The sequence below is a fragment of the Lacinutrix sp. MedPE-SW genome (assembly GCF_001874145.1).
In the GTDB taxonomy this organism is placed as follows: Bacteria; Bacteroidota; Bacteroidia; order Flavobacteriales; family Flavobacteriaceae; genus Lacinutrix.
Genome location: NZ_MPCX01000018.1, coordinates 15,599 through 36,709, shown reverse-complemented (window position 1 = coordinate 36,709; position 21,111 = coordinate 15,599). Strand labels below are relative to the sequence as shown.

The window sequence follows — 21,111 nt, the reverse complement described above, 5'->3', positions numbered from 1 at the left end:
TATGAAAAGAAGACAATTTATAGAACAATCTGCAGCTGCTACTGCTTTAGTAACATTAGGCGGTTTTGGATTACAATCTTGCACAGCAAGTACTAAAACAAAAAAAATTACTATACTACATACTAACGATGTACATAGCCATATCGATGCTTTTGGACCAGAAGATGGCCGCAATGCAAACCAAGGTGGCGTTGCTAGACGTGCTACTCTAGTAGAGTCTATTCGCAATGAAAACCCAAACACACTTTTATTAGATGCTGGCGACATTTTTCAAGGCACACCTTATTTTAATTATTACGGTGGTGAGTTAGAATTCAAACTTATGTCTAAATTAAAATACGATGCTGCTACTATTGGGAATCATGATTTTGATAATGGTATTGATGGCTTGTATGCACAATTACCACATGCAGAATTTAAATTTTTATCTGCCAATTACGATTTTAAAAATACGATTATGGATACTCACGTTAAACCATATCACATATTTATAAAAGATGGAATTAAAATTGGCGTTTTTGGTTTAGGAATAAAACTTGATGGTTTGGTTAACAAAAACATGTATAAGGAAACTAATTACCTAGACCCAATAGAAATTGCCCAAGACATGACTAGAATTTTAAAAGATGAAGAGCATTGCGACCTCATCATTTGCTTATCGCATTTGGGTTATCACTATAGAAGAAGTCCAGATAAAATCTCCGATTTAAACCTTGCAAAAGCTACAAAAAATATAGATTTAATTATTGGTGGGCATACTCACACTTTTTTACCTAAACCAACTGTAGCACAAAACGTTGATGGTAAAAATGTTTTAGTAAATCAAGTAGGCTGTTATGGTATTAATTTAGGTAGAATAGATTTTTATTTTGACGCCGAAAAAAATAAAACTGCAAACGGAACCTCTATTATAGTGTAAATTCTATATTTAAATTACGACCTATTGGTTAAACAAAATCGTTTTACATGAAAACCAAGGTCTTTTTTATTATTAGATTGGCAATTGCTATAATACTTATTCAAACATTACGTTTTAAGTTTACTGGGCATCCAGATAGTGTTTACATTTTTAAACAAGTAAATCTTGAGCCTGTAGGCAGAATTTTTGTAGGCGTTTTAGAACTCGTTGCTGGAATTCTTTTATTAATACCCAAAACCGTGTGGACTGGTGCTATATTGACTTTAGCAATTATGAGTGGTGCTATTATAATGCACTTAACACGACTAGGTATTGAAGTAAATAATGATAAAGGATTATTATTTATAACTGCTATAATTGTATTTGTTCTCTCTGGAATTACACTTTATTTCTATAGAAAAACAATACCTTTTTTAAAATAAAACTTTATAATATTTATTTATTTTAGAAGTAATATAAATATAGACTAATAGAAATCCTGTAAAAAGTAAAATAGAATACACAATACTTAATACATAAGCTGAAGACACAAAGATGTAAGCAACTTGTACCATTTCTGAAAATACGATACAAACACTAGCTAAAAAAAGCAACAAACTTCTTTTAGAATCATGATATAGATAATTAAGTAGTGAGACCGATAATATTAATAATACACAAATATTATAAAAACACTCTAACACAAAACTAAATGTATACGTTTTAATAGTCTCGTCTGCTAATATCATTTGATTTAATGTATAAATTAAATAAATATTAAATACAGTTAATACGATAATTGGTACTTGAAATTTTTTAAATAAAATTGAATAATTAATACTTTTTGCCATATAAAATAGCAAACTAGAATAACCAATAATATATCCAATATTGCTTACTGTAGAGAAAAGAGAATAGTTAAAATCCCAAAAAATCTTAGATAATTCGGCTAGTGAACAAGAAATTAAAAAAGTTGCAAAATAAAAGCTTTTTCTTTCAGACTCTATAAAATATAAACATACAAAAAAAGGTAATATTAGTGCTCTAGAATAATTTGAAACAATTTCAAAGTTAAAAATTGCACCAAATAAAAACACAAAAGCAAGCGCCACTATAGCGCTGCTTATTATTTGCAGTCTGTTAATTCTCATTTATAATAGATTTGGGATTACAAATATACTAAATAAAAAACATTTAATCGGTAAAAAATGTATTTAATCGATGAATTGTAAAATATAGAAAATCATTCAAAAACCTTTAAGCCAAAATATTAGTCATCAAAAAAACATTAATAGCACATATTTTTTTGAATGATATTAGATAAAGTAATTAAACTTTATACTAAGTTGTTTCAATAAAACTTTCATGGTTAATTAAGGTGTGGTAATACAACAAAAAAATCGCTGTAACATATAGTATTGTAGATATATAACTAATAAAAACATACTCTGCAATGTAATAATAGCCAACTAATACAAGCTCAGAGAATACTAAACATAAACAACCTAAAAATAATAGAAAAAATTTTCTACTAGTATGTTGTATATATTTAAAATAAGAAAGCATCATTAATATAATTAAAATGATACTAAAGGAGAATTCAACAAAATGAATGAGCCCAATATTATCTGAGTCAAAATCTACTAATAAAATAATAGTAACAAGCACATAAGTCATACCTATAGCTAATAATAAAAGCACAAATAAATCTAACTTATTCTTTTTTATTAACTGCAAGAGGTTTAATTGTTTAGACACGTAACTTATTAGCCCTAAATAAGCTATAATATAGAGTGTATTACATAGGTAATACGACCAGTCTGAAACTTTATTAAAATCTAAAATATTAGCTAAATCACCTATGGAATAACTAATAAAAAAAAGTGTTAATCCTGGTGTTTTTAAATTTCCTAAATAGTAAAAAACTGTTATTACAGGAACAAGTAATAATTCTATTGACGAAGAAAGTAGCTCAAAACCAAACATATTGAAACCTATAACTAAAAAAATTATAGTTATAGCAGCAAGTAAACATTTAGAGTTTAAGGAAATCAAAAGTTAAGATAGAGTTTGAGTTATATCAAAATAACAACAACAATTTTTAACAAACAAGAAAAAAATTAAATTTGATTTAAAAACACACTTTTTTAAACAACATTAAACAAAAAAAATTCAAAAAAAAGCTAAAAATCAATCATTTGCAAAAAGTCTTCTTCTGTAATTAAAGTTATGTTTAACTTTTCTGCCTTCTCTTTTTTACTTGGTCCCATTTTATCTCCTGCAACAACAAAATGGGTTTTAGATGAAATAGAACTTACATTTTTGCCACCATTATCTTCTATTAGTTTTTTTAGCTCATTACGTGAAACTTTGGTAAACACTCCAGAAACAACAAACGATTTTCCTTCTAATTTATTTGTTTGATTTGCTAATTTTTCGGCTGAAATCTCAAGCTGAACGCCAACATTTTTTAGACGTTTTATAATATTTCTATTTTCTTCCGAAGCAAAAAAGGCAACAACACTTTCGGCTATTTTAATTCCTATTTCATCAACTTTTTCTAAATCTTCAATTGATGCCTGCTCTAAAGCTTCTATGCTTTTATAATGTTTCGCCAGTTTTTTAGCTACTGTTTCACCTACAAAACGAATTCCTATTGCAAATAACACGCGCTCAAATGGAATTTGTTTTGAAGCTTCAATACCATTAATTAGATTCTCTGCACTTTTTTCTGCCATTCTTTCTAATGGCAAAACTTGTGCTTTTGTAAGTGTGTACAAATCAGCATAATTCGTTATCAAACCTTCTTTAACTAATAAACCAACAGTTTCACCACCTAAGCCTTCAATATCCATTGCTTTTCTAGAAATAAAGTGTTGTATTCTACCTATTACCTGAGGTTCGCAACCATTATAATTTGGACAAAAATGTTTTGCTTCTCCTTCTAGCCTTTCTAAAGGTGTTTGACACTCTGGACAATGTGTTGCGTATTGGGTTGGCTTAGAATCTTGAGGCCTTTGCGTTAAATCTACAGCTATAATTTTAGGAATTATTTCTCCTCCTTTTTCTACAAAAACAGTATCGTTAATTCTTATATCTAGTTTTTCTATTTGATCTGCATTATGTAACGATGCTCGTTTTACTACTGTACCTGCTAAATCCACAGGTTCTAAATTTGCCACTGGCGTTATCGCTCCTGTTCTTCCTACTTGATAGGTAATTTCTTTTAAAACAGTAGACACTTGCTCTGCCTTAAATTTATAAGCCATTGCCCATCTTGGTGCTTTTGAGGTATAACCTAATTCTTCTTGTTGGTATAGGCTATTTACTTTTACTACAACACCATCTGTTTCATAAGGTAAGTTATGACGTTCTGTATCCCAGTGATTTATAAACTTAAAAACCTCATCTATACTTTTACACAAACGTGCTTCGTTAGGAACTTTAAATCCCATTTTTCTAGCTTTTTCTAAGCTTTCAAATTGATTTTCTACGCCTAGATTTGTTCCTGTTAAATTATACAACAAACATTCTAAAGGACGTTTTGCTACTTCTCCACTGTCCTGAAGCTTTAAACTTCCTGATGCTGTATTCCTTGGGTTTTTATAAGGTTCTTCTCCGTTTGCTACACGTTCTTCATTCATTTTTAAAAACCCTTTAAAAGGCAAAACTATTTCTCCTCGAATATCAAACTTTGCTGGGTAATCACCTTTTAACTGTAATGGTACAGATTTTATGGTTTTTATATTTGCGGTAACCTCATCGCCTTGAAAACCGTCACCACGTGTTACTGCTTTTAATAAATTTCCATTTTCGTAGGTTAGACTTATAGATGCACCATCGTATTTTAACTCACAAGTATAACTAATATCGCCATCAACTAATTTTTTAATTCTTGTTTCCCAATCTTTTAAGTCTTCTAAAGAATATGAATTATCTAATGAGTACATGCGATGCTCATGAACAACTGTATTAAAATTTTTTGTTATTTCTCCTCCAACACGTAATGTTGGTGAGTTTGCATCAAAAAATTCTGGATGTGCTTCTTCTAAAGCTTGAAGTTCTTTTAATTTTATATCAAAATCGTAATCACTTATAGTTGGGTTATCTAATACATAATAATTATAATTATGCTCTCTAAGTTCTTGACGTAGTTGTTCTATTTCTTGCTTTTTACTCATTTTACAATCCTTCTTTATTCAACCATTTTGGCGCTGGTAATGGTGTGAAATTATTCATTTTTTCTAATAAATCGTCAATACTGTCGCTTACCAAAACAGCATCTAAGTTTTCTTGTTTTAGAAAACCGTTTTTTACCATGGTTTTACTTTGCTCTATTAGTGCATTATAATAACCGTTAGTGTTTAAAATACCTATTGGCTTAGTGTGTAAACCTAATTGTCCCCAAGTCGTGATTTCAAAAAACTCATCCATAGTACCAAATCCGCCAGGAATAATTATAAAGCCATCACTTTTTTCGTAAATAACAACTTTTCTATCATGCATACTATTGGTTACAATTAAATGGGTTAAGTTTTCGTTTACAATTTCTTTTGTTTTTAAAAACTCAGGAATTACACCTATAGCATTGCCTTTATTTTCAAGCACTCCTTTTGCTACTTCTCCCATTATGCCAATTTTTGCAGCACCATAAACTAAAGCGATATTACGCTTTGCAAATGTTTTACCTAAAGCATAAGCTTCAGAAATTATTTTTGAATCATTTCCTGAACTTGAACCACAAAAAACTGCTATATTCTTCATTTTAATTGCTTTTATATTTTGTTTTATAAACTTATAAATCTGCAGATAACATTCTATCTTTATTAAATATATCTTTTATTATTTCTACATTTTTAAAGCCTATACTTTCTACTAAAGCTTTAGTTTCTGCTCCAAGATATTCATTTATTTCAAAAAAAAGTTTTCCGTTTTTATGTAATTTTTTTGTTGCAAACTCGGCAATTGCCTTATAAAAAAGTAATGGGTTGTCGTCTTCTACAAACAGTGCTAAATGCGGCTCGTTGTTTAGTACATTATTTTTTATTTCGGCTTTTTCAAGGTTTCTAACATATGGCGGATTTGAAATTATAACATTAAACTTTAAATCTTTATTTAATGTTTCATTGCAAGTGTTTAAAATATCGCATTTAATAAACTCTACAGCTACATTATTTAATACTGCATTTTCTTTTGCTTTTTTTATTGCTTCTGTAGAAACATCTATTGCATAAACTTGTGCTTCCTTTAATTCTTTTGCTAGTGAAATTGCTATACAACCACTTCCTGTTCCTATATCTAAACAAGTAAGTGGTTTAGATTCTTTTAGTTTTTGTTTTGCGGTTTTTAAAACTAAAGTGACAAGTTCTTCGGTTTCTGGTCTTGGAATTAGTGTGTGCTTATTAACTTTAAATGGTAAACCGTAAAATTCTGTTTCACCAATTATGTATTGAATGGGTTTTTCGTTTTTTAAATCTTCAAGCGCGTTAAATATAACGGTTTGCTCTTCTTTATTAATAGCTAAATCTGAATCTAAGGCTAATTGTAAACGCGTAACATTATAATAGTTTTCTGTACAAATAAAGAAAAAGCTAGCAACTTCTTCTACACCATAAATAGCATCTAATTCTTTATGAAAGATATTTTTTAAATCTTTAATTAACACAAGCTTGTTTTTAGTTTTATAAATCTTTTAGCATCCAAACAGCACAAGCTGTATGTCCAGTATTACCTAATGGCGCATTTAAATGCTTAAAACCAAAATACTCATAAATATGAATTGCTGCTTTTAACTGTGGTGCAGACTCTATATAACATTGTTTGTAGCCTAATGTTTTTGCTGCTTCTAAACACTTTTTAAATAACTTTTTACCCAAACCTTTACCTCTAACTTTAGGAGAAAAATACATTTTTTGAATCTCACAAACACGATCTTCAAAGCCTTCTAAAGGTTTTACTCCAGCGCCACCAAGTATTTCTCCATCTCTATCTATTACATAATACACATCATTACTATTTTGATAAGATTCAAACATTTTCTTAGTCTCTGGATCTGCAAAAGCAGTACCTTCTAATGGAATATCAAACTCTGGAAAACAAGCTCTTATAACGCTTTCTAAAGCTGCATTATCTTGCTGTTCTATTTCTCTTATTATGTAATTATTATTACTCACAATATTATGGTATTTTTACGCTTTATTTAAAGGCTGAATATACAGTAATTATAAAAATTTTTAGATGAAGAAACTCATAATCTTATCAACAATTCTACTTACAATACTAAGTTGCAAAGTAAACGAAAAACCAGAATTTTTACGTATTGAAAACATAGAAGTTGAAGACTCTAATAATGAGTTTATTATTTTAACTGCCGATGCTTTTTTTAACAATCCGAATACTATTGGTGGTAAATTAGAAACTGATGGTATTAAAGTTGTTGTTAACGATATTGAAGTTGGTACAGTAAGCTCTAAAACTTTTAACGTTCCTGCAAAAAAAGAGTTCTCAATCCCTTTAAAAGCAAACATACCTGCGAATAAAATTTTAAATTTAAACAACCTTAGTGGTTTACTTAATAGTGTTTTAAATAAAGGTATGCAAGTGCAATATAAAGGAGAAATAAAGTATAAAGTTTTTGGTTTCTCTCATAAATACGCCTTAGATGAAATTCAAGATGTAAAAATTAAATTGTAAATCTTGACTACTCACGAAACATACATGCAAAGAGCAATACAAATTGCTAATAATGGTTTAGGCACAACACGTCCTAATCCTATGGTTGGTGCGGTAATAGTACATAATAATATTATAATTGGAGAAGGTTTTACCAGTGCTTATGGAGGTAATCATGCCGAGGTTAATGCAATAAATGCAGTTAAAAACAAAGATTTACTTAAAAAAAGCACACTATACGTTACTCTTGAGCCTTGCTCTCACTATGGTAAAACACCACCATGCAGCGATTTAATTATTCACCACAATATACCTAATGTTGTTATTGGCTGCGTAGATGATAATCCAGAAGTTGCTGGTAAAGGCATAAAAAAGTTAATGGGTGCCAACTGTAAAGTTACCTTAGGTATTTTAGAAAACAAATGTAAAGAACACCACAAACGTTTTTTTACATTTCATAATAAAAAACGTCCTTATATAATATTAAAATGGGCAGAAACCAGTAATGGCTATATTGCTCCAAAAACCAGAACAGAACAAAAACCAGTTTGGATTACAAATAAAATTTCACGACAGCTTGTGCATAAATGGCGCGCCCAAGAACAAGCTATTTTAGTAGGTACAACAACAGTTATAAAGGACAATCCTACTTTAAATGTAAGGGATTGGAGCGGCAATAACCCTACGCGAATTGTATTAGACAAAAATAATATGCTCTCTAAAGAATATACAATTTTTAATAACGAAGCAGAAACGCTTACAATTAAAGCACAAACAGCTAATGACATTTGCTCCTTTTTATTTAAGCAAAATATAAACTCGGTTATTATTGAAGGAGGCGCAAAAACCTTACAACTTTTTATTAATGAAAATCTTTGGGACGAAGCTAAAGTCTTTAAAGGCCATATTACTTTTACTGATGGTATAAAAGCACCAAATTTTTCTGGAGAACTTAAAGCAGAAGAAACCATATTAAACGATACTTTATTAACTTACCAAAATAACCACTAGTTTTCTAACACATTTAGAAACACCTATTAAAATGATAAAAACCATAATTTTTGATTTTGGAGATGTCTTTATTAATTTAGACAAAGAAGGCGCGATGAGCAATGCTTTAGAGCTTTTTGAAATGGAAGCACTATCTGATGATTTAATAGCCATCAACACATTATATGAGCAAGGCTTATTGTCTACAAACGAATTTTTAGAATTTTATACCGAAAATTTCCCTAAGCTTTCTAAAAAAGATATTACAGATGCTTGGAACTTTATTATTCGAGACTTTCCGCCAAAGCGTTTAAATTTTATTGAAACTTTAGCTAAAGAAAAAAAATACAATCTTATACTTTTAAGTAACACTAATGCGTTACACATCGATTGTATAAAACAACATGTACCGTTTTATAACGATTTTAAATCGAGTTTCAATAAGTTTTATCTCTCTCATGAAATCATGATGAGAAAACCTGATGCTAGTATTTTTGAATTTGTTTTAAACGAAAATAATTTAAAAGCAGAAGAATGTCTATTTATAGATGATACAGTCGAAAATACTGTAGCTGCACAAAAACTTGGTATAAACGTTTGGAATAACAATCCTAAAACCGAAGATATTACAGATTTATTTACAATAAAAAGAGATTTATTTTGATTTATCTTCTGTTAAGCATAATTGCCTCAACATTAATTTTTGTAATTTTTAATTTATTAGGCAAATTTAAAATAAACACATTACAAGCCATTATAATAAATTATTTCGCAGCTTTTACTACTGGTATTTTAAGCTCTAACGAAACTTTTGTTGCTAAAGAAATCATATATAAAGAGTGGTTTTTAGGCGCTGTTTTTTTAGGCTTTTTATTTATTAGCATATTTAATGTTATGGCTTTAACTGCACAACGTAACGGATTATCGGTAGCATCTGTTGCCAGTAAAATGAGTGTAGTTATTCCAATAGTTTTTGGTTTATATGTTTATAACGAAACATCAAATTTTCAAAAAACAACAGGAATTATTTTAGCATTAATCGCAGTATATCTAACCTCGGTAAAAGCAAGAACAGGAACCATAAAAATAAAAAACTTATGGCTTCCTATTTTATTATTTATAGGCTCTGGAGTTATAGATACTACCATTAAGTATCTAGAAAACTCTTATGTTTCCAGTGATGGTATTCCTCTTTTTTCTGCAACTATTTTTGCTATAGCAGGAATTATTGGTGTCTTAATACTAACTGTAAAAGCAATACAAGGCAAATTTAAATTTGATTCTCGCAGTATTTTTGGAGGCTTAATATTAGGAGTAGTAAACTACTATTCTATTTATTTAATTTTAAAAGCTCTAGATTACAAAGGTATTGAAAGCTCTACAATTTTTACTGTTAACAATGTTGCTATTGTCATGTTATCAACTTTAGTTGGCTTATTATTTTTTAAAGAAAAATTAAGCTTAAAAAACTGGGTTGGTATTTTAGTTGCAATACTTTCCATTTTACTTGTAACTTTGGCATAATGGAAAATAATACCGACACATATAAAACAATTTTAAAACCTTCGGAAGAAGTTTTATTTAAAGATAAAAACTCAAAATTTTTTGGCTATGCATTTCCTGTTCATAATGAAGACCATGTAAAAAACCACATTGAAAATTTAAAAAAACAACATCACCAAGCAAGACATTGGTGTTATGCCTACCAAATTGGTACAGAAAATATAGCTTATAGAGCAAATGATGATGGCGAACCTAACAATAGTGCAGGCATGCCTATTTACGGACAAATACAATCTTTCGAAGTTACCAATATTCTTATAGTTGTTGTTCGCTATTTTGGTGGTGTTAAATTAGGCGTTGGTGGTTTAATAAATGCTTATAAAACAGGAGCACAATTAGCATTAGAAGCTTCTAACATTGTTACAAAAACAATAGACATTAACTTTTTAATTAAGTTTGAATATGAGTTAATGAATAAAGTTATGCGTGTTATAAAAGAAAAGAATATAAATATTACTAATCAAAAATTAGAACTCGATTGCGAAATTACCATTTCAACAAGAAAACGAGATGCTAAAGAAATTTTTGAGATTTTCGATTCTATATATAAGGTATCTATAAAAACTTTAGAGAATTAATTTTTTAATGCATCAAGAAAATATTGAGGTGGTTTTGTAGGTCTATTTGTTTTTAAATTTACAAAAACCAAATCTACAGATGCAGTTGATAGAATTTCACCAAAATCATTCAGTATTTCATACTCAAATTCAACCTTAACAGAAGGCGCTTTTTTTAGAGTTGTTTTAACTGTAATTACATCATCATAACGAATAGGTTTCTTATATTTTACACTTAGTGAGGCAACTGGTAAACCAATACCATCATCTTCCATTTTACGGTAAGAAATGCCCAATTTTCTCAACCATTCAATTCTGGCTATTTCCAGATATAATGCATAATTTCCGTGATGAACTACACCCATTTGATCGGTTTCTGCATAACGTACTCTTATGTCAATTTTATCGGTTTTCATAACGTTTTATGGATTATTTTTTGTAGTTTCGTTTTAACATCCATTATGAGAAAAAAAAACTAAATATTCAATAGGAAATCATTTTTTTTTTAAGTTTTTTGTTCACATATTTGTCCAGCTATAAAAAAGGCCCGAATTATTCCAAAATTCACCTAACTTAGAACTAATTAAAAAACACTAAAATTTAACAATGAGTATAACTGCGCAATCGGTATGGAATAACTGTCTTAATTTTATAAAGGACAATATCCAACCTCAAGCATATAAAACATGGTTTGAACCAATTATAGCAGTCAAACTCACAGATAATGCTTTAAGTGTACAAGTGCCTAGTAAATTTTTTTACGAGTGGCTTGAAGAGCATTACGTTAAAATTCTAAAAGTAGCACTTACCAAAGAATTAGGTGAAACCGCAAAGTTGGTTTACATTATTAAAATGGAAAACACCTATGGTAACAAACAACCATTTACAGAAAAAATTCCAAGTTCAAATCGCTCTGCTGTAAAAGCTCAAGATGTCGATGTCCCTTTAAAAAATAAAGATAGAGAATTACGTAACCCTTTTGTTATACCTGGAATTCGAAATGTAAAAATAGAATCACAATTAAACCCTAGTTATAATTTTGATAACTTTTTAGAAGGTGATTCTAACCGTTTAGCACGTAGTGCAGGTTTAGCTGTTTCTGCAAAACCAGGAGGTACTTCTTTTAACCCTTTATTAATTTTTGGAGGTGTTGGTTTAGGAAAAACCCACTTAGCACATGCTATTGGTGTAGATATTAAAGATAAATACCCAGAAAAAACGGTATTATATATCTCTGCCGAAAAATTTACACAACAATATATAGACTCTGTTAAGAAAAATAACAGAAACGATTTTATACATTTCTACCAATTAATTGATGTTCTAGTAATAGATGATGTTCAGTTTTTATCTGGTAAATCTGGTACTCAAGATGTCTTTTTTCACATTTTCAACCACTTACACCAAAACGGTAAACAAGTGATTTTAACAAGTGACAAAGCGCCTGTAGATATGCAAGATATTGAGCAACGTTTATTATCACGTTTTAAATGGGGATTAAGTGCAGAGTTACAAACTCCAGATTTTGAAACTCGTGTTTCTATACTAAAAAACAAATTATATCGTGATGGCGTTGAAATGCCAGAAGATATTATAGAATACGTCGCTAAAAATATAAAATCTAATATTAGAGAATTAGAAGGTGCTATAATATCATTAATTGCACAGTCATCTTTTAATAAAAAAGAAATAAACATAGAACTTGCTAAACAAGTTGTAGAGAAGTTTGTAAAAAATACTAAACGTGAGGTTTCTATAGATTATATTCAAAAAGTAGTATCAGATTATTTCCAAATGGATGTAGATACTTTACAATCTAAAACAAGAAAGCGTCACATTGTACAAGCTAGACAGTTAGCCATGTTTTTTGCTAAAAAGTTTACAAAAGCTTCATTAGCTAGCATTGGCTCTCAAATAGGAAAACGAGATCACGCCACTGTATTGCATGCTTGTAAAACTGTTGACAACTTATCATCTACAGATAAGCAGTTTAGAAAATATGTTGAAGATTTAACTAAAAAACTTTCAGTTTAATTACCCAATATTATGGTTAGAATTTTAATGGTTTGCCTCGGAAACATCTGTCGCTCTCCTCTAGCTCATGGTATTTTAGAATCAAAATTAAATTCTAAATCATTTCAAGTAGACTCTGCTGGTACTAGTAATTATCACATTAATAGTTTGCCAGATAGTCGCTCTATTGCTGTTGCTAAAAAAAATGGTTTAGATATTACAAACCAACGCGGTAGGCAATTTGTAACAGAAGATTTTGAAAAGTTTAATTATATCTATGTTATGGATCAATCCAACTTTAAAAATGTTATAAAAATGGCACGCAATGCTCAAGATATTTCTAAAGTAAAATTAATATTAAACGAAAGCCATCCCAATAAAAATTTAGAAGTTCCAGATCCCTACTATGGTGGTGCATCTGGTTTTGATGATGTTTACAACATGCTTGATGAAGCTTGCAATGCTATAGCTAAACAACTAAACGCTATTTAAATTCCGTATATTAGAGTACAAACATTTTCATTAACTATTAAAAAAAGTTGCCATGAAAAACTTCTACTCTATTCTTTTTTGTTTTTTTCTATCCTTTTTCTCTAACGCACAATCTACAAGTGTTCAACTTACAACATTTAGCTCCGGCTTTACTAGTCCTGTTGAAATTGTAAATTCAGGAGTAGCAAATGATTCCAGATTATTTGTAGTTGAACAAGTAGGCATTATTAAAATTTTAAATAGTGATGGCTCTATAAATACTACTCCTTTTTTAGATATTAATAGCATTGTAAATTCTGGTGGTGAGCGTGGTTTATTAGGCTTAGCATTCGCTCCCGACTATAATACATCTGGTAATTTTTACATAAACTATATTAATAATAATGGTGATACTGTTATTGCAAATTACACTGTAAGTGCTAATCCTGATATTGCAAACACCAATGAAAATATATTATTAACCATTGCGCAACCATTTTCTAATCATAATGGTGGCAAAATAGCTTTTGGTCAAGATGGTTTTTTATACATTTCTACAGGTGATGGCGGTTCTGGAGGTGATCCTGGAAATAGAGCGCAAGACACTAACAACTTGTTGGGTAAACTTTTAAGAATTAATGTTAATGGTAACACATACACAATACCTCCAACTAATCCTTACGCTTCATCGGGCGGAGCACCAGAAGTTTATGCAATTGGCTTAAGAAATACATGGAAGTTTTCTTTTGATAAAACAAATGGAGACCTATGGACTGCTGATGTTGGACAAAACTTATACGAAGAAATAAACCAAGTAATTGGACCTGGCAATCCTGGCGATAATTATGGTTGGAGATGTTATGAAGCCACACACGATTTTAATGTAGAAAGCTCTTGTCCTACAATAACAAACACTATACAACCTATTGCAGAATATTTACACGAAAATGCAGGAAATGGTAATAGATGTTCTATAACTGGTGGTTATGTATATAGAGGCAGTATGTTTACTAATTTTATAGGAAAATACTTTTTTGCAGATTTATGTTCTTCAGAGATAGGAATACTAAGTAGTACAGATGGAGTAAATTGGGATATCAATTTTCAACTTCCTAACATCACTCAAGCCTGGACTACATTTGGAGAAGATATAAGTGGAGAGCTATATATTGCAGGAGGAAATACAATATATAAAATTGAAGATCCAAATTTAGGCGTTACTGAAAATATAAAAAATAATATTATTATTTATCCTAATCCTTCAAATGGAAAAATAACAATAGATTTTGGTATGGATTTTTCTAAAATTGAATCTGTAAATATAACCAATATTCAAGGTCAACAAATAATACATTTTAATACTTTTAAAAGTAAACGAATTAATATTTTAACTGAAACTTATGCAAGTGGTATTTATTTCATAGAAATTAATACCTTTAACCAAAGAAAACTGGTTAAAAAATTAGTAATAAATTAAATGAACGCATCTTACGGCAAGCTTTATCTCATTCCTACAACATTAGGAGACACAGAACCTTTAAACGTTTTACCTTTAACAGTAAAAAAAATAATAGAACATGTAGATTTTTATGTTGTTGAAAATGAAAAAACAGCTAGAAGAGATATAAAAAAAATATCGCCAAGCAAAAAACAAGCAAACCTTACGCTTTTTCCTTTAAACAAATTTACTAATGCTAGCGAATTACCAAGTTATTTAGAACCTTGTAAAAAGGGTATCGATGTTGGTTTACTTTCTGAAGCCGGATGTCCTGGAGTTGCAGATCCTGGAGCAGAAATTGTAAAACTTGCACACCAAAATAATATTAAGGTAGTTCCATTAGTTGGACCATCGTCAATACTAATGGCAATGATGAGTAGCGGTATGAATGGGCAAAGTTTTGCTTTTAATGGCTACTTACCAATTGACAAACAAGACCGTAAAAAGGAAATTAAAAGACTTGAACGCTTATCGTTCGAGCATAATCAATCGCAGTTGTTTATTGAAACACCTTATAGAAACAATAAGTTTCTGGAAGATTTATGTAATACTGTAAATGGTAATACAAGCATTTGTGTTGCTTGCGACATTACTTTACCTACAGAATATATAAAAACAATGACCGCTAATGAATGGAAAAAAAATAACGTTGACCTACATAAAAGACCAACGTTATTTATAATTCATAAAAGTTAAAAAACTAAGCTTTTAAAGAAACTCTAGCTTTTTTATTAGGTTTAATTTCTGAAGTATCAAAACCAGAAAAACGTTTTAAGTACGATTTAATAGTTGTACCATAGGCATCTTCAAAACAATCTGCACCTTGACTTCTTAAGTATTTTTTTACACTTCCTGGTCCTGCTAAATGTGCTGCTGCTAAAATACCAGATTCTGTAATTTTAACGCCGCCAATATAACGTCCAGAATAGCGTTTAATATCTCTTCTTAATACCCATTTATTACGTTCTGTATTTGCTATAAAAGCTTTTTCTTGTAATTCTGGATTGCTTAAAAAATGTTTAGTATCATTAATCCCAATCATTTGTAAAGTACTTCTACCAAATTGGTATTTTCCTAAATACCCTAAAGTATTTACTCTAAAATAATTATTTTGAGATTCTTTAAAACCTAACTGCTCTTTAAAACCTGTAAATGTTTTTCCTAATCTAGGATTGTAATTTAAAAATCTTTTGTCTAATTTTAAATTATAATCCTGGCCTAAAGGAATATCTAATTCAGGTTCAACAACTGCAACAGCAGCTGTTTCTTTTAAAGATGCTAAATCTTTTTTAGATTTAACAGCTTTATTAGTGTAAAGCGATACTACTATTAAAATACATATTGTAAGTACTAAGGGAACTAACTTTGCAATATTTTTTTTATTCATAACCTTTGATTTTTTTAAGTTCACTCTTATTCAAAAAGCGTGCCTAAAATTTCGCCGTGCAAATATACAACATTTTTTTAGAACCTGAAAACCAATAGATTAAATGCTATTAAAAGTAGATAGCGTGTAGCTTTATGCCATTTTCTCCGTTAATCTCCAAGGTTGGAAACGGTACTTTTATAGTATTAAAAACGCTAAAAACCGTTTTTAGTAAAGCTGAGTTAGTTTTTATTTTTGTTAAATCGACATCTAAACTTAAGTAAAATTGACGCTGTCTGTCTTGCTGAATAAATACATTATCAACAAACAGATTATCGTTTCCAGATAATAAACCGTCAACACCGTAACCAAAAGCAACATTTAACCATTTTGGTATTTTACTACTTTTAAAGAAGGAATGTACATTAGCAGACAACCAATAAGTTTGACCATTATAATCTTTTAAAAATTCTTCGGTTAAGCCATTACCAAGTTTATCTGGGCGTTGCGCAGCAAATTGTGTTCTATGAAATGAGTATTTCATTACTATACGTTGCTCATCCCAAAGTAACTCTTGACCAATAAAAAGTCCTGTTCCTGCTGCATTTGCCGTAAAATCTCCCCAACTAAATCCCCATTCTTGGGAAAAACCATCCATTACCTCAACTGCAGTTAAAAAAGTAAAGCCTAACGTACCACCATATAGTAATTGATTTTTTTTACTTACACCACTCCATTTTAAGGTTTGCGCTCCCAAGCGTCCCAAATGATAAGCAGAAAATGTATGGCCAAACTTATCCATTTGTAACCATTCACTATTATCATTTATAGTATGAAAATTAGAACGTTCATAATCTGCATACCACAATTGGTTCAAAGCTAATAATGTAACACCACCAATTGCTGCTTCAGAAATTACAACAGTATTTCTTCTTTTTATATTTAACGTATCGCTAGGCTTAAAAAAACTAGATTCTTGTGCAAACGCACAGACAGAAAATAAAAATACTAAAACGTAAGTTGTAAGTTTTATAAACATTATCTATTAACGCCTTGCTTATTTATCCAACGTACATATTCTTGTTTATTCTGGTTATGCTGCGATAAAGTTTTAGCAAATTTGTGGTAACCAAAGTTTTTTACATTGGCAACAAAATAAATATAATCATGCTTTTCTGGGTTTAAAACAGCATCTATTGCAGAAACATCTGGCATAAAAATTGGTCCTGGTGGAACACCTGCATTTTTATAAGTATTGTAAGGTGAGTTTGTTTCTAAGTCTTTATATAATACACGTTTTATTACACGATTAAAATTTCCATCTTGTTTTTTTACTGCATAAATTACCGTTGGATCTGCTTGTAAAGGAATGCCTTTTCTTAATCTATTTAAGTACACACCTGCAACACGAGGTCTCTCGTCTACTTTTGCTGTTTCTTTGTGAACTATTGCTGCTAATGCTATAACTTCATTTTTAGATAAGTTAAGTTTTTTTGCTTTTGCCTCTCTTTCTGCAGTCCAAAAACGATTATACTCTTTAAGCATTTTATCTCTAAAGCCTTCTGCAGATGTATTCCAGAAAAACTCATAACTATTTGGAATATACATTGCTAAAGCTGTTTCTTTTGTAAAATTATTTTTACTTAAAAACTCAGGATCTGTCATTGCCATTAGTAGTGTAAGGCTATCTGGTTCTATTTGAAATGCAATTCTGCCTGCCAAATCTTCTAATCGTTCTTGATTGTTAAAAGCAACTCTTAATGGTATATTTTTACTTCTAATAGAATTAATAATATCATTATTACTCATTCCTTTTTTTATAACAAAGCGTCCAGCTTTAATATTGGTTGTGTATTTTTTTTGTTCTGCTAATGCATCAAAACCATCAATATCTATTAACAAAGGTTCTAATTGTTCTCGCACTTCCTGATACTTTGCATGTGTAGGAATAAAAATATAAGCTTCTTCATTATTAAAAGCTGTATTAGGTTTTAGCATTGCTCCATAAATAAAATAAGCAAAATAAGCTGCGATAGCTAAACCAATAATAGCAATGGCTACAAGTATTTTTTTAATGTACATTATTTAATTAGTTGATATAAATATTCGTTTTTATAATTTCCGTTTATAAGATTCCAATCTTTTTTTAATCCTATTTGTTTGAATCCTTGGTTTTCAAATAAATTAATACTTGCAGTGTTTTCTTCAGAAACATTACAATATAACTGATGTAAATTTAAATGTTTAAAACAATAGTTTACTAAAAGTTTTAATGCTTCACTACCATAACCTTTATTTCGGTTTTTAGTTTCTTTTACTAATATACCAATACCTGCGCGTTTATTTTTTACATCAAAATCAAAAACATCAATCATGCCTAAAGTTTCATTTTCATAGTTTGAGATAACTAATCGTAATTGTTTTACTTCGTATATATCTGCATGTGCATGTTCTAAATATTGTTTTATTAAATATCTTGAATATGGTGTTATAGTATTACTTAACTCCCAAATAGATTCGTCGTTTTCTATTGTATAAATAAACTCTAAATCTTCTGGTTCCAGAGCACGTAAATAAATATGTTCTCCTTTTAGCGTTACCATTCTATTTCACCTTTAAAAACTAAAGTTGCAGGACCTTGAAGCCAAATATTTTTATATCCGTTAGTTGTTTTTTCGAAAGAGACTTTTAGTGTTCCGCCTTCAACATTCAAGCTAACTTCTTGAGTGTTTGCTTTTTTTAATGTATGCATTGCTAACGCTACTGCTGTTACTCCTGTACCGCAAGATAATGTTTCATCTTCTACTCCTCGCTCATATGTTCTTACTGCGAAAGTGTTGTTATCTAATGGCTCAACAAAATTTACATTTGTTCCTGCTGCATCATATAAATCACCATATCGAATTGCTGCGCCTTCAGTTTTAACATCAAATTGTTTAATATTATTTACTAATGCTACATGGTGTGGAGAACCTGTATTTAAAAAAGTATGATCTTTGTTTACCTTAATTGTATCTACATCTTGCATTTTTAGTTTTACAAAACCATCGTTTATTGTTGCTTCGTGTAAACCATCAATTGCATTAAAAGTGGTTTTACCGTTTATAATGTTTAGCTTTTCCGCGAAAGCGACAATACATCTACCTCCATTTCCACACATAGTACTCTCGTTACCATCTGCATTAAAATACACCATTTTAAAATCTGTAGTCGTATCGTTCTCTAATAAAATAAGGCCATCTGCACCAATACCAAAGCGTCTGTCACACAAGTGCGCAATTAATTTGGTATTATTTTTGTTGAATTGTTCTTGTCTGTTATCAATAAAAACAAAGTCATTTCCTGTGCCTTGATATTTATAAAATGTATGAGTCATTATGTAGATATTATTGCAGCAAATATAGTGTATTGAAAATTTATTTTTGTTGTTAATGTGACGTTAAAGTTGAATTTTCAACGCAATAAAAAAATTAATTTTATAGTTATTCTTATTAATTCTAAACTAAATTATATATGAAAAAGATAGCAACATTGGTTTTAGTTTCGGTATTAGGAGGTGCAATTACCCTAGGAACATATAAAACCTTTATAGAAAAAGAAGAAACAATTGCAAAAACAGAACAATTTTCTCTACCAACATTTCAGCCGGTAAATTATACAAACACAAGTTTAGCTGCTGCAGAAGGTATAGATTTTACTAATGCTGCCGAGAAAACATTAGATGCTGTAGTACACGTTAAAAATATTACTATAAGTACTGTACAACCTACATTACAAGATTTATTTAGAGGCCGCGTACAACAACGTCCTCAACTTGGTACTGGTAGTGGTGTTATTATTTCTCCTGATGGTTACATAGTTACAAATTACCATGTTATTAAAGGATCACAAGATTTAAGTGTGACTTTAAATGATAACAAAACGTTTAAAGCAGATATTGTTGGTGTTGATGAAAAAACCGATATCGCTTTACTAAAAATTGAAAGTGACGACCAATTACCTTATACTACATTTGGAGATAGTGATCATGCTAAAATTGGCGAATGGGTTTTAGCTGTTGGTAATCCTTTTAATTTGACCTCAACCGTTACTGCTGGAATTATTAGTGCAAAATCTAGAGACTTATCTGGACGAAGCAACCAATCGTTTATACAAACAGATGCCGCTGTAAATCCAGGGAATTCTGGTGGTGCTTTAGTAAATACTAATGGTGAACTTATTGGTATTAATACCGCTATTACCTCTCAAACTGGATCGTATATTGGTTACTCTTTTGCGGTACCAAGTAATATTGCAAGAAAGGTTATTGAAGACATTATGGAGTTTGGAAATGTACAAAACGGTATTTTAGGTGTTGTTGGTGGCTCTTTAAATAGTGCTTATGCCGAAAAACTTGGCATTGGAGAAACTGAAGGTTTTTATATAGACGAAGTTGAAGAAGATACTGGAGCAGAAATTGCTGGTTTAAAAAGTGGTGATATTATTAAGAAAATTGATGATATAGAAATTACTAAACTTTCAGATTTAAAAGGATATTTAGATACTAAAAGACCTAATGATAATATTAACGTTTATTTTTTAAGAAATGGTGTGCAAAAATTAGCAACTGTTAAACTTCTAAAAAATAACACTTATACTATTCCATCAATAGGTATTATAAAAAATGCAAAACCTAAAGATTTAAAAAAGTACGATGTTAAAAACGGTGTAAAAATAACAAGATTAAGTGGTAGATATGCTAAATATTTTGCTCTTGAAGGTATTGAAGAAGGAAATATAATTACTGCAATTAATAATATTAAAGTAAACTCTGTTGAAGATGTACAAGAAGTAATAAAAAATAGAGACATGTATCAACCACTAAGCATACAATTAGTAGACTCAAATGGTCAAACAAAAAGATACGGGTTAGAATAATTTTATTTTTAATAATAATAAAAAGCACTTTAGAGCAATCTAAAGTGCTTTTATTTTTTAGCACAAAATGTTTTACGAAAACGTTTGAATTCTATACTTTTGCAAAAAATTTCGGTCTAGCCATTAATTTAAAATTAAAAAAATAGTGAAACCGAAAACAATTTAA

The 21,111-nt window shown here is 29.9% G+C and carries 24 protein-coding genes; 12 read left to right on the top strand and 12 right to left on the bottom strand.

Annotated features, from left to right (window positions below; genetic code table 11):
• The first annotated feature begins 1 nt into the window (after position 1).
• Together BM549_RS13635 and BM549_RS13630 are read left to right on the top strand one after the other, a co-directional pair.
• Positions 2–919 (top strand): bifunctional UDP-sugar hydrolase/5'-nucleotidase, encoded by a 918-nt coding sequence (locus tag BM549_RS13635; protein WP_290470771.1) that lies wholly within the window; start codon positions 2–4, stop codon positions 917–919.
• A gap of 47 nt (positions 920–966) precedes the next feature.
• Positions 967–1,341, top strand: coding sequence for a DoxX family membrane protein (locus tag BM549_RS13630; RefSeq protein ID WP_290470770.1), 375 nt, complete (start codon positions 967–969; stop codon positions 1,339–1,341).
• Here the strand turns inward: BM549_RS13630 and BM549_RS13625 are convergent.
• The 6 genes from BM549_RS13625 to BM549_RS13600 form a co-directional block, all read right to left on the bottom strand.
• On the bottom strand, positions 1,333–2,049 hold the full coding sequence (locus BM549_RS13625; RefSeq protein WP_290470769.1) for a hypothetical protein: 717 nt from the start codon (positions 2,047–2,049) through the stop codon (positions 1,333–1,335). The genes BM549_RS13630 and BM549_RS13625 overlap by 9 nt on opposite strands.
• Positions 2,050–2,239: 190 nt before the next feature.
• Entirely contained in the window at positions 2,240–2,884 is a 645-nt protein-coding gene (locus BM549_RS13620) for a hypothetical protein (RefSeq protein WP_290470768.1), read from the bottom strand.
• 197 nt (positions 2,885–3,081) lie between these two features.
• Complete coding sequence (ligA, locus tag BM549_RS13615) at positions 3,082–5,079, bottom strand: NAD-dependent DNA ligase LigA (RefSeq protein ID WP_290470767.1); 1,998 nt, start codon at positions 5,077–5,079, stop codon at positions 3,082–3,084.
• Between the two features lies 1 nt (position 5,080).
• Entirely contained in the window at positions 5,081–5,662 is a 582-nt protein-coding gene (locus BM549_RS13610) for a TIGR00730 family Rossman fold protein (protein ID WP_290470766.1), read from the bottom strand.
• A gap of 31 nt (positions 5,663–5,693) precedes the next feature.
• A complete protein-coding gene (prmC, locus tag BM549_RS13605; protein WP_290470765.1) occupies positions 5,694–6,563 on the bottom strand; it encodes a peptide chain release factor N(5)-glutamine methyltransferase in 870 nt (289 codons plus the stop codon).
• Positions 6,564–6,579: 16 nt separating this feature from the next.
• Positions 6,580–7,071 carry a GNAT family N-acetyltransferase gene (locus BM549_RS13600; protein WP_290470764.1) on the bottom strand — a complete coding sequence of 164 codons (492 nt, stop codon included), beginning with the start codon at positions 7,069–7,071 and terminating at the stop codon, positions 6,580–6,582.
• 64 nt (positions 7,072–7,135) lie between these two features.
• Here BM549_RS13600 and BM549_RS13595 point away from each other — a divergent pair, with 64 nt between their 5' ends.
• From BM549_RS13595 to BM549_RS13575, 5 genes are read left to right on the top strand one after another with little or no spacing between them, the layout of a single operon-like run.
• Complete coding sequence (locus BM549_RS13595) at positions 7,136–7,591, top strand: hypothetical protein (protein ID WP_290470763.1); 456 nt, start codon at positions 7,136–7,138, stop codon at positions 7,589–7,591.
• A gap of 3 nt (positions 7,592–7,594) precedes the next feature.
• Positions 7,595–8,581 carry a bifunctional diaminohydroxyphosphoribosylaminopyrimidine deaminase/5-amino-6-(5-phosphoribosylamino)uracil reductase RibD gene (gene ribD, locus BM549_RS13590; protein ID WP_290470762.1) on the top strand — a complete coding sequence of 329 codons (987 nt, stop codon included), beginning with the start codon at positions 7,595–7,597 and terminating at the stop codon, positions 8,579–8,581.
• A 31-nt stretch (positions 8,582–8,612) separates the two neighbouring features.
• Complete coding sequence (locus BM549_RS13585) at positions 8,613–9,224, top strand: HAD family phosphatase (RefSeq protein WP_290470761.1); 612 nt, start codon at positions 8,613–8,615, stop codon at positions 9,222–9,224.
• The gene (locus BM549_RS13580; protein WP_290470760.1) at positions 9,221–10,084 is read left to right on the top strand and encodes an EamA family transporter; all 864 of its coding nucleotides are present in this window, start codon (positions 9,221–9,223) and stop codon (positions 10,082–10,084) included. Before BM549_RS13585 ends, BM549_RS13580 begins: the two co-directional genes overlap by 4 nt.
• Positions 10,084–10,701, top strand: coding sequence for a YigZ family protein (locus BM549_RS13575; RefSeq protein WP_290470759.1), 618 nt, complete (start codon positions 10,084–10,086; stop codon positions 10,699–10,701). The genes BM549_RS13580 and BM549_RS13575 overlap by 1 nt, the downstream gene beginning before the upstream one ends.
• Here the strand turns inward: BM549_RS13575 and BM549_RS13570 are convergent.
• The gene (locus BM549_RS13570) at positions 10,698–11,096 is read right to left on the bottom strand and encodes a thioesterase family protein (RefSeq protein WP_290470758.1); all 399 of its coding nucleotides are present in this window, start codon (positions 11,094–11,096) and stop codon (positions 10,698–10,700) included. The genes BM549_RS13575 and BM549_RS13570 overlap by 4 nt on opposite strands.
• A gap of 190 nt (positions 11,097–11,286) precedes the next feature.
• Between BM549_RS13570 and dnaA the strand changes: the two genes are divergently transcribed.
• From dnaA to BM549_RS13550, 4 genes are read left to right on the top strand one after another with little or no spacing between them, the layout of a single operon-like run.
• Positions 11,287–12,714 (top strand): chromosomal replication initiator protein DnaA, encoded by a 1,428-nt coding sequence (gene dnaA / locus BM549_RS13565; RefSeq protein ID WP_013868638.1) that lies wholly within the window; start codon positions 11,287–11,289, stop codon positions 12,712–12,714.
• 12 nt (positions 12,715–12,726) lie between these two features.
• Positions 12,727–13,185: a low molecular weight protein-tyrosine-phosphatase gene (locus tag BM549_RS13560; RefSeq protein ID WP_290470757.1), complete on the top strand. Its 459-nt coding sequence runs from the start codon at positions 12,727–12,729 to the stop codon at positions 13,183–13,185.
• Positions 13,186–13,237: 52 nt separating this feature from the next.
• Positions 13,238–14,641, top strand: coding sequence for a PQQ-dependent sugar dehydrogenase (locus BM549_RS13555; protein ID WP_290470756.1), 1,404 nt, complete (start codon positions 13,238–13,240; stop codon positions 14,639–14,641).
• Complete coding sequence (locus tag BM549_RS13550) at positions 14,642–15,358, top strand: SAM-dependent methyltransferase (protein WP_013868641.1); 717 nt, start codon at positions 14,642–14,644, stop codon at positions 15,356–15,358.
• Positions 15,359–15,362: 4 nt separating this feature from the next.
• On the opposite strand, the gene BM549_RS13545 is transcribed toward BM549_RS13550, so the two are convergent.
• From BM549_RS13545 to dapF, 5 genes are all read right to left on the bottom strand, one after another.
• Entirely contained in the window at positions 15,363–16,049 is a 687-nt protein-coding gene (locus tag BM549_RS13545; RefSeq protein WP_290470755.1) for a peptidoglycan-binding protein LysM, read from the bottom strand.
• Between the two features lie 109 nt (positions 16,050–16,158).
• Entirely contained in the window at positions 16,159–17,067 is a 909-nt protein-coding gene (locus BM549_RS13540) for a DUF2279 domain-containing protein (protein ID WP_013868643.1), read from the bottom strand.
• Positions 17,067–18,110, bottom strand: a complete 1,044-nt coding sequence (mltG, locus tag BM549_RS13535; protein WP_290470754.1) for an endolytic transglycosylase MltG — start codon at positions 18,108–18,110, stop codon at positions 17,067–17,069. Before mltG ends, BM549_RS13540 begins: the two co-directional genes overlap by 1 nt.
• Positions 18,110–18,631 carry a GNAT family protein gene (locus tag BM549_RS13530; RefSeq protein ID WP_290470753.1) on the bottom strand — a complete coding sequence of 174 codons (522 nt, stop codon included), beginning with the start codon at positions 18,629–18,631 and terminating at the stop codon, positions 18,110–18,112. The genes mltG and BM549_RS13530 overlap by 1 nt, the downstream gene beginning before the upstream one ends.
• Complete coding sequence (gene dapF / locus BM549_RS13525; protein WP_290470752.1) at positions 18,625–19,404, bottom strand: diaminopimelate epimerase; 780 nt, start codon at positions 19,402–19,404, stop codon at positions 18,625–18,627. Before dapF ends, BM549_RS13530 begins: the two co-directional genes overlap by 7 nt.
• Positions 19,405–19,541: 137 nt before the next feature.
• On the opposite strand from dapF, the gene BM549_RS13520 reads away from it, so the two are divergent.
• The gene (locus BM549_RS13520; protein ID WP_013868647.1) at positions 19,542–20,945 is read left to right on the top strand and encodes a trypsin-like peptidase domain-containing protein; all 1,404 of its coding nucleotides are present in this window, start codon (positions 19,542–19,544) and stop codon (positions 20,943–20,945) included.
• The last annotated feature ends 166 nt before the right edge of the window (positions 20,946–21,111 follow it).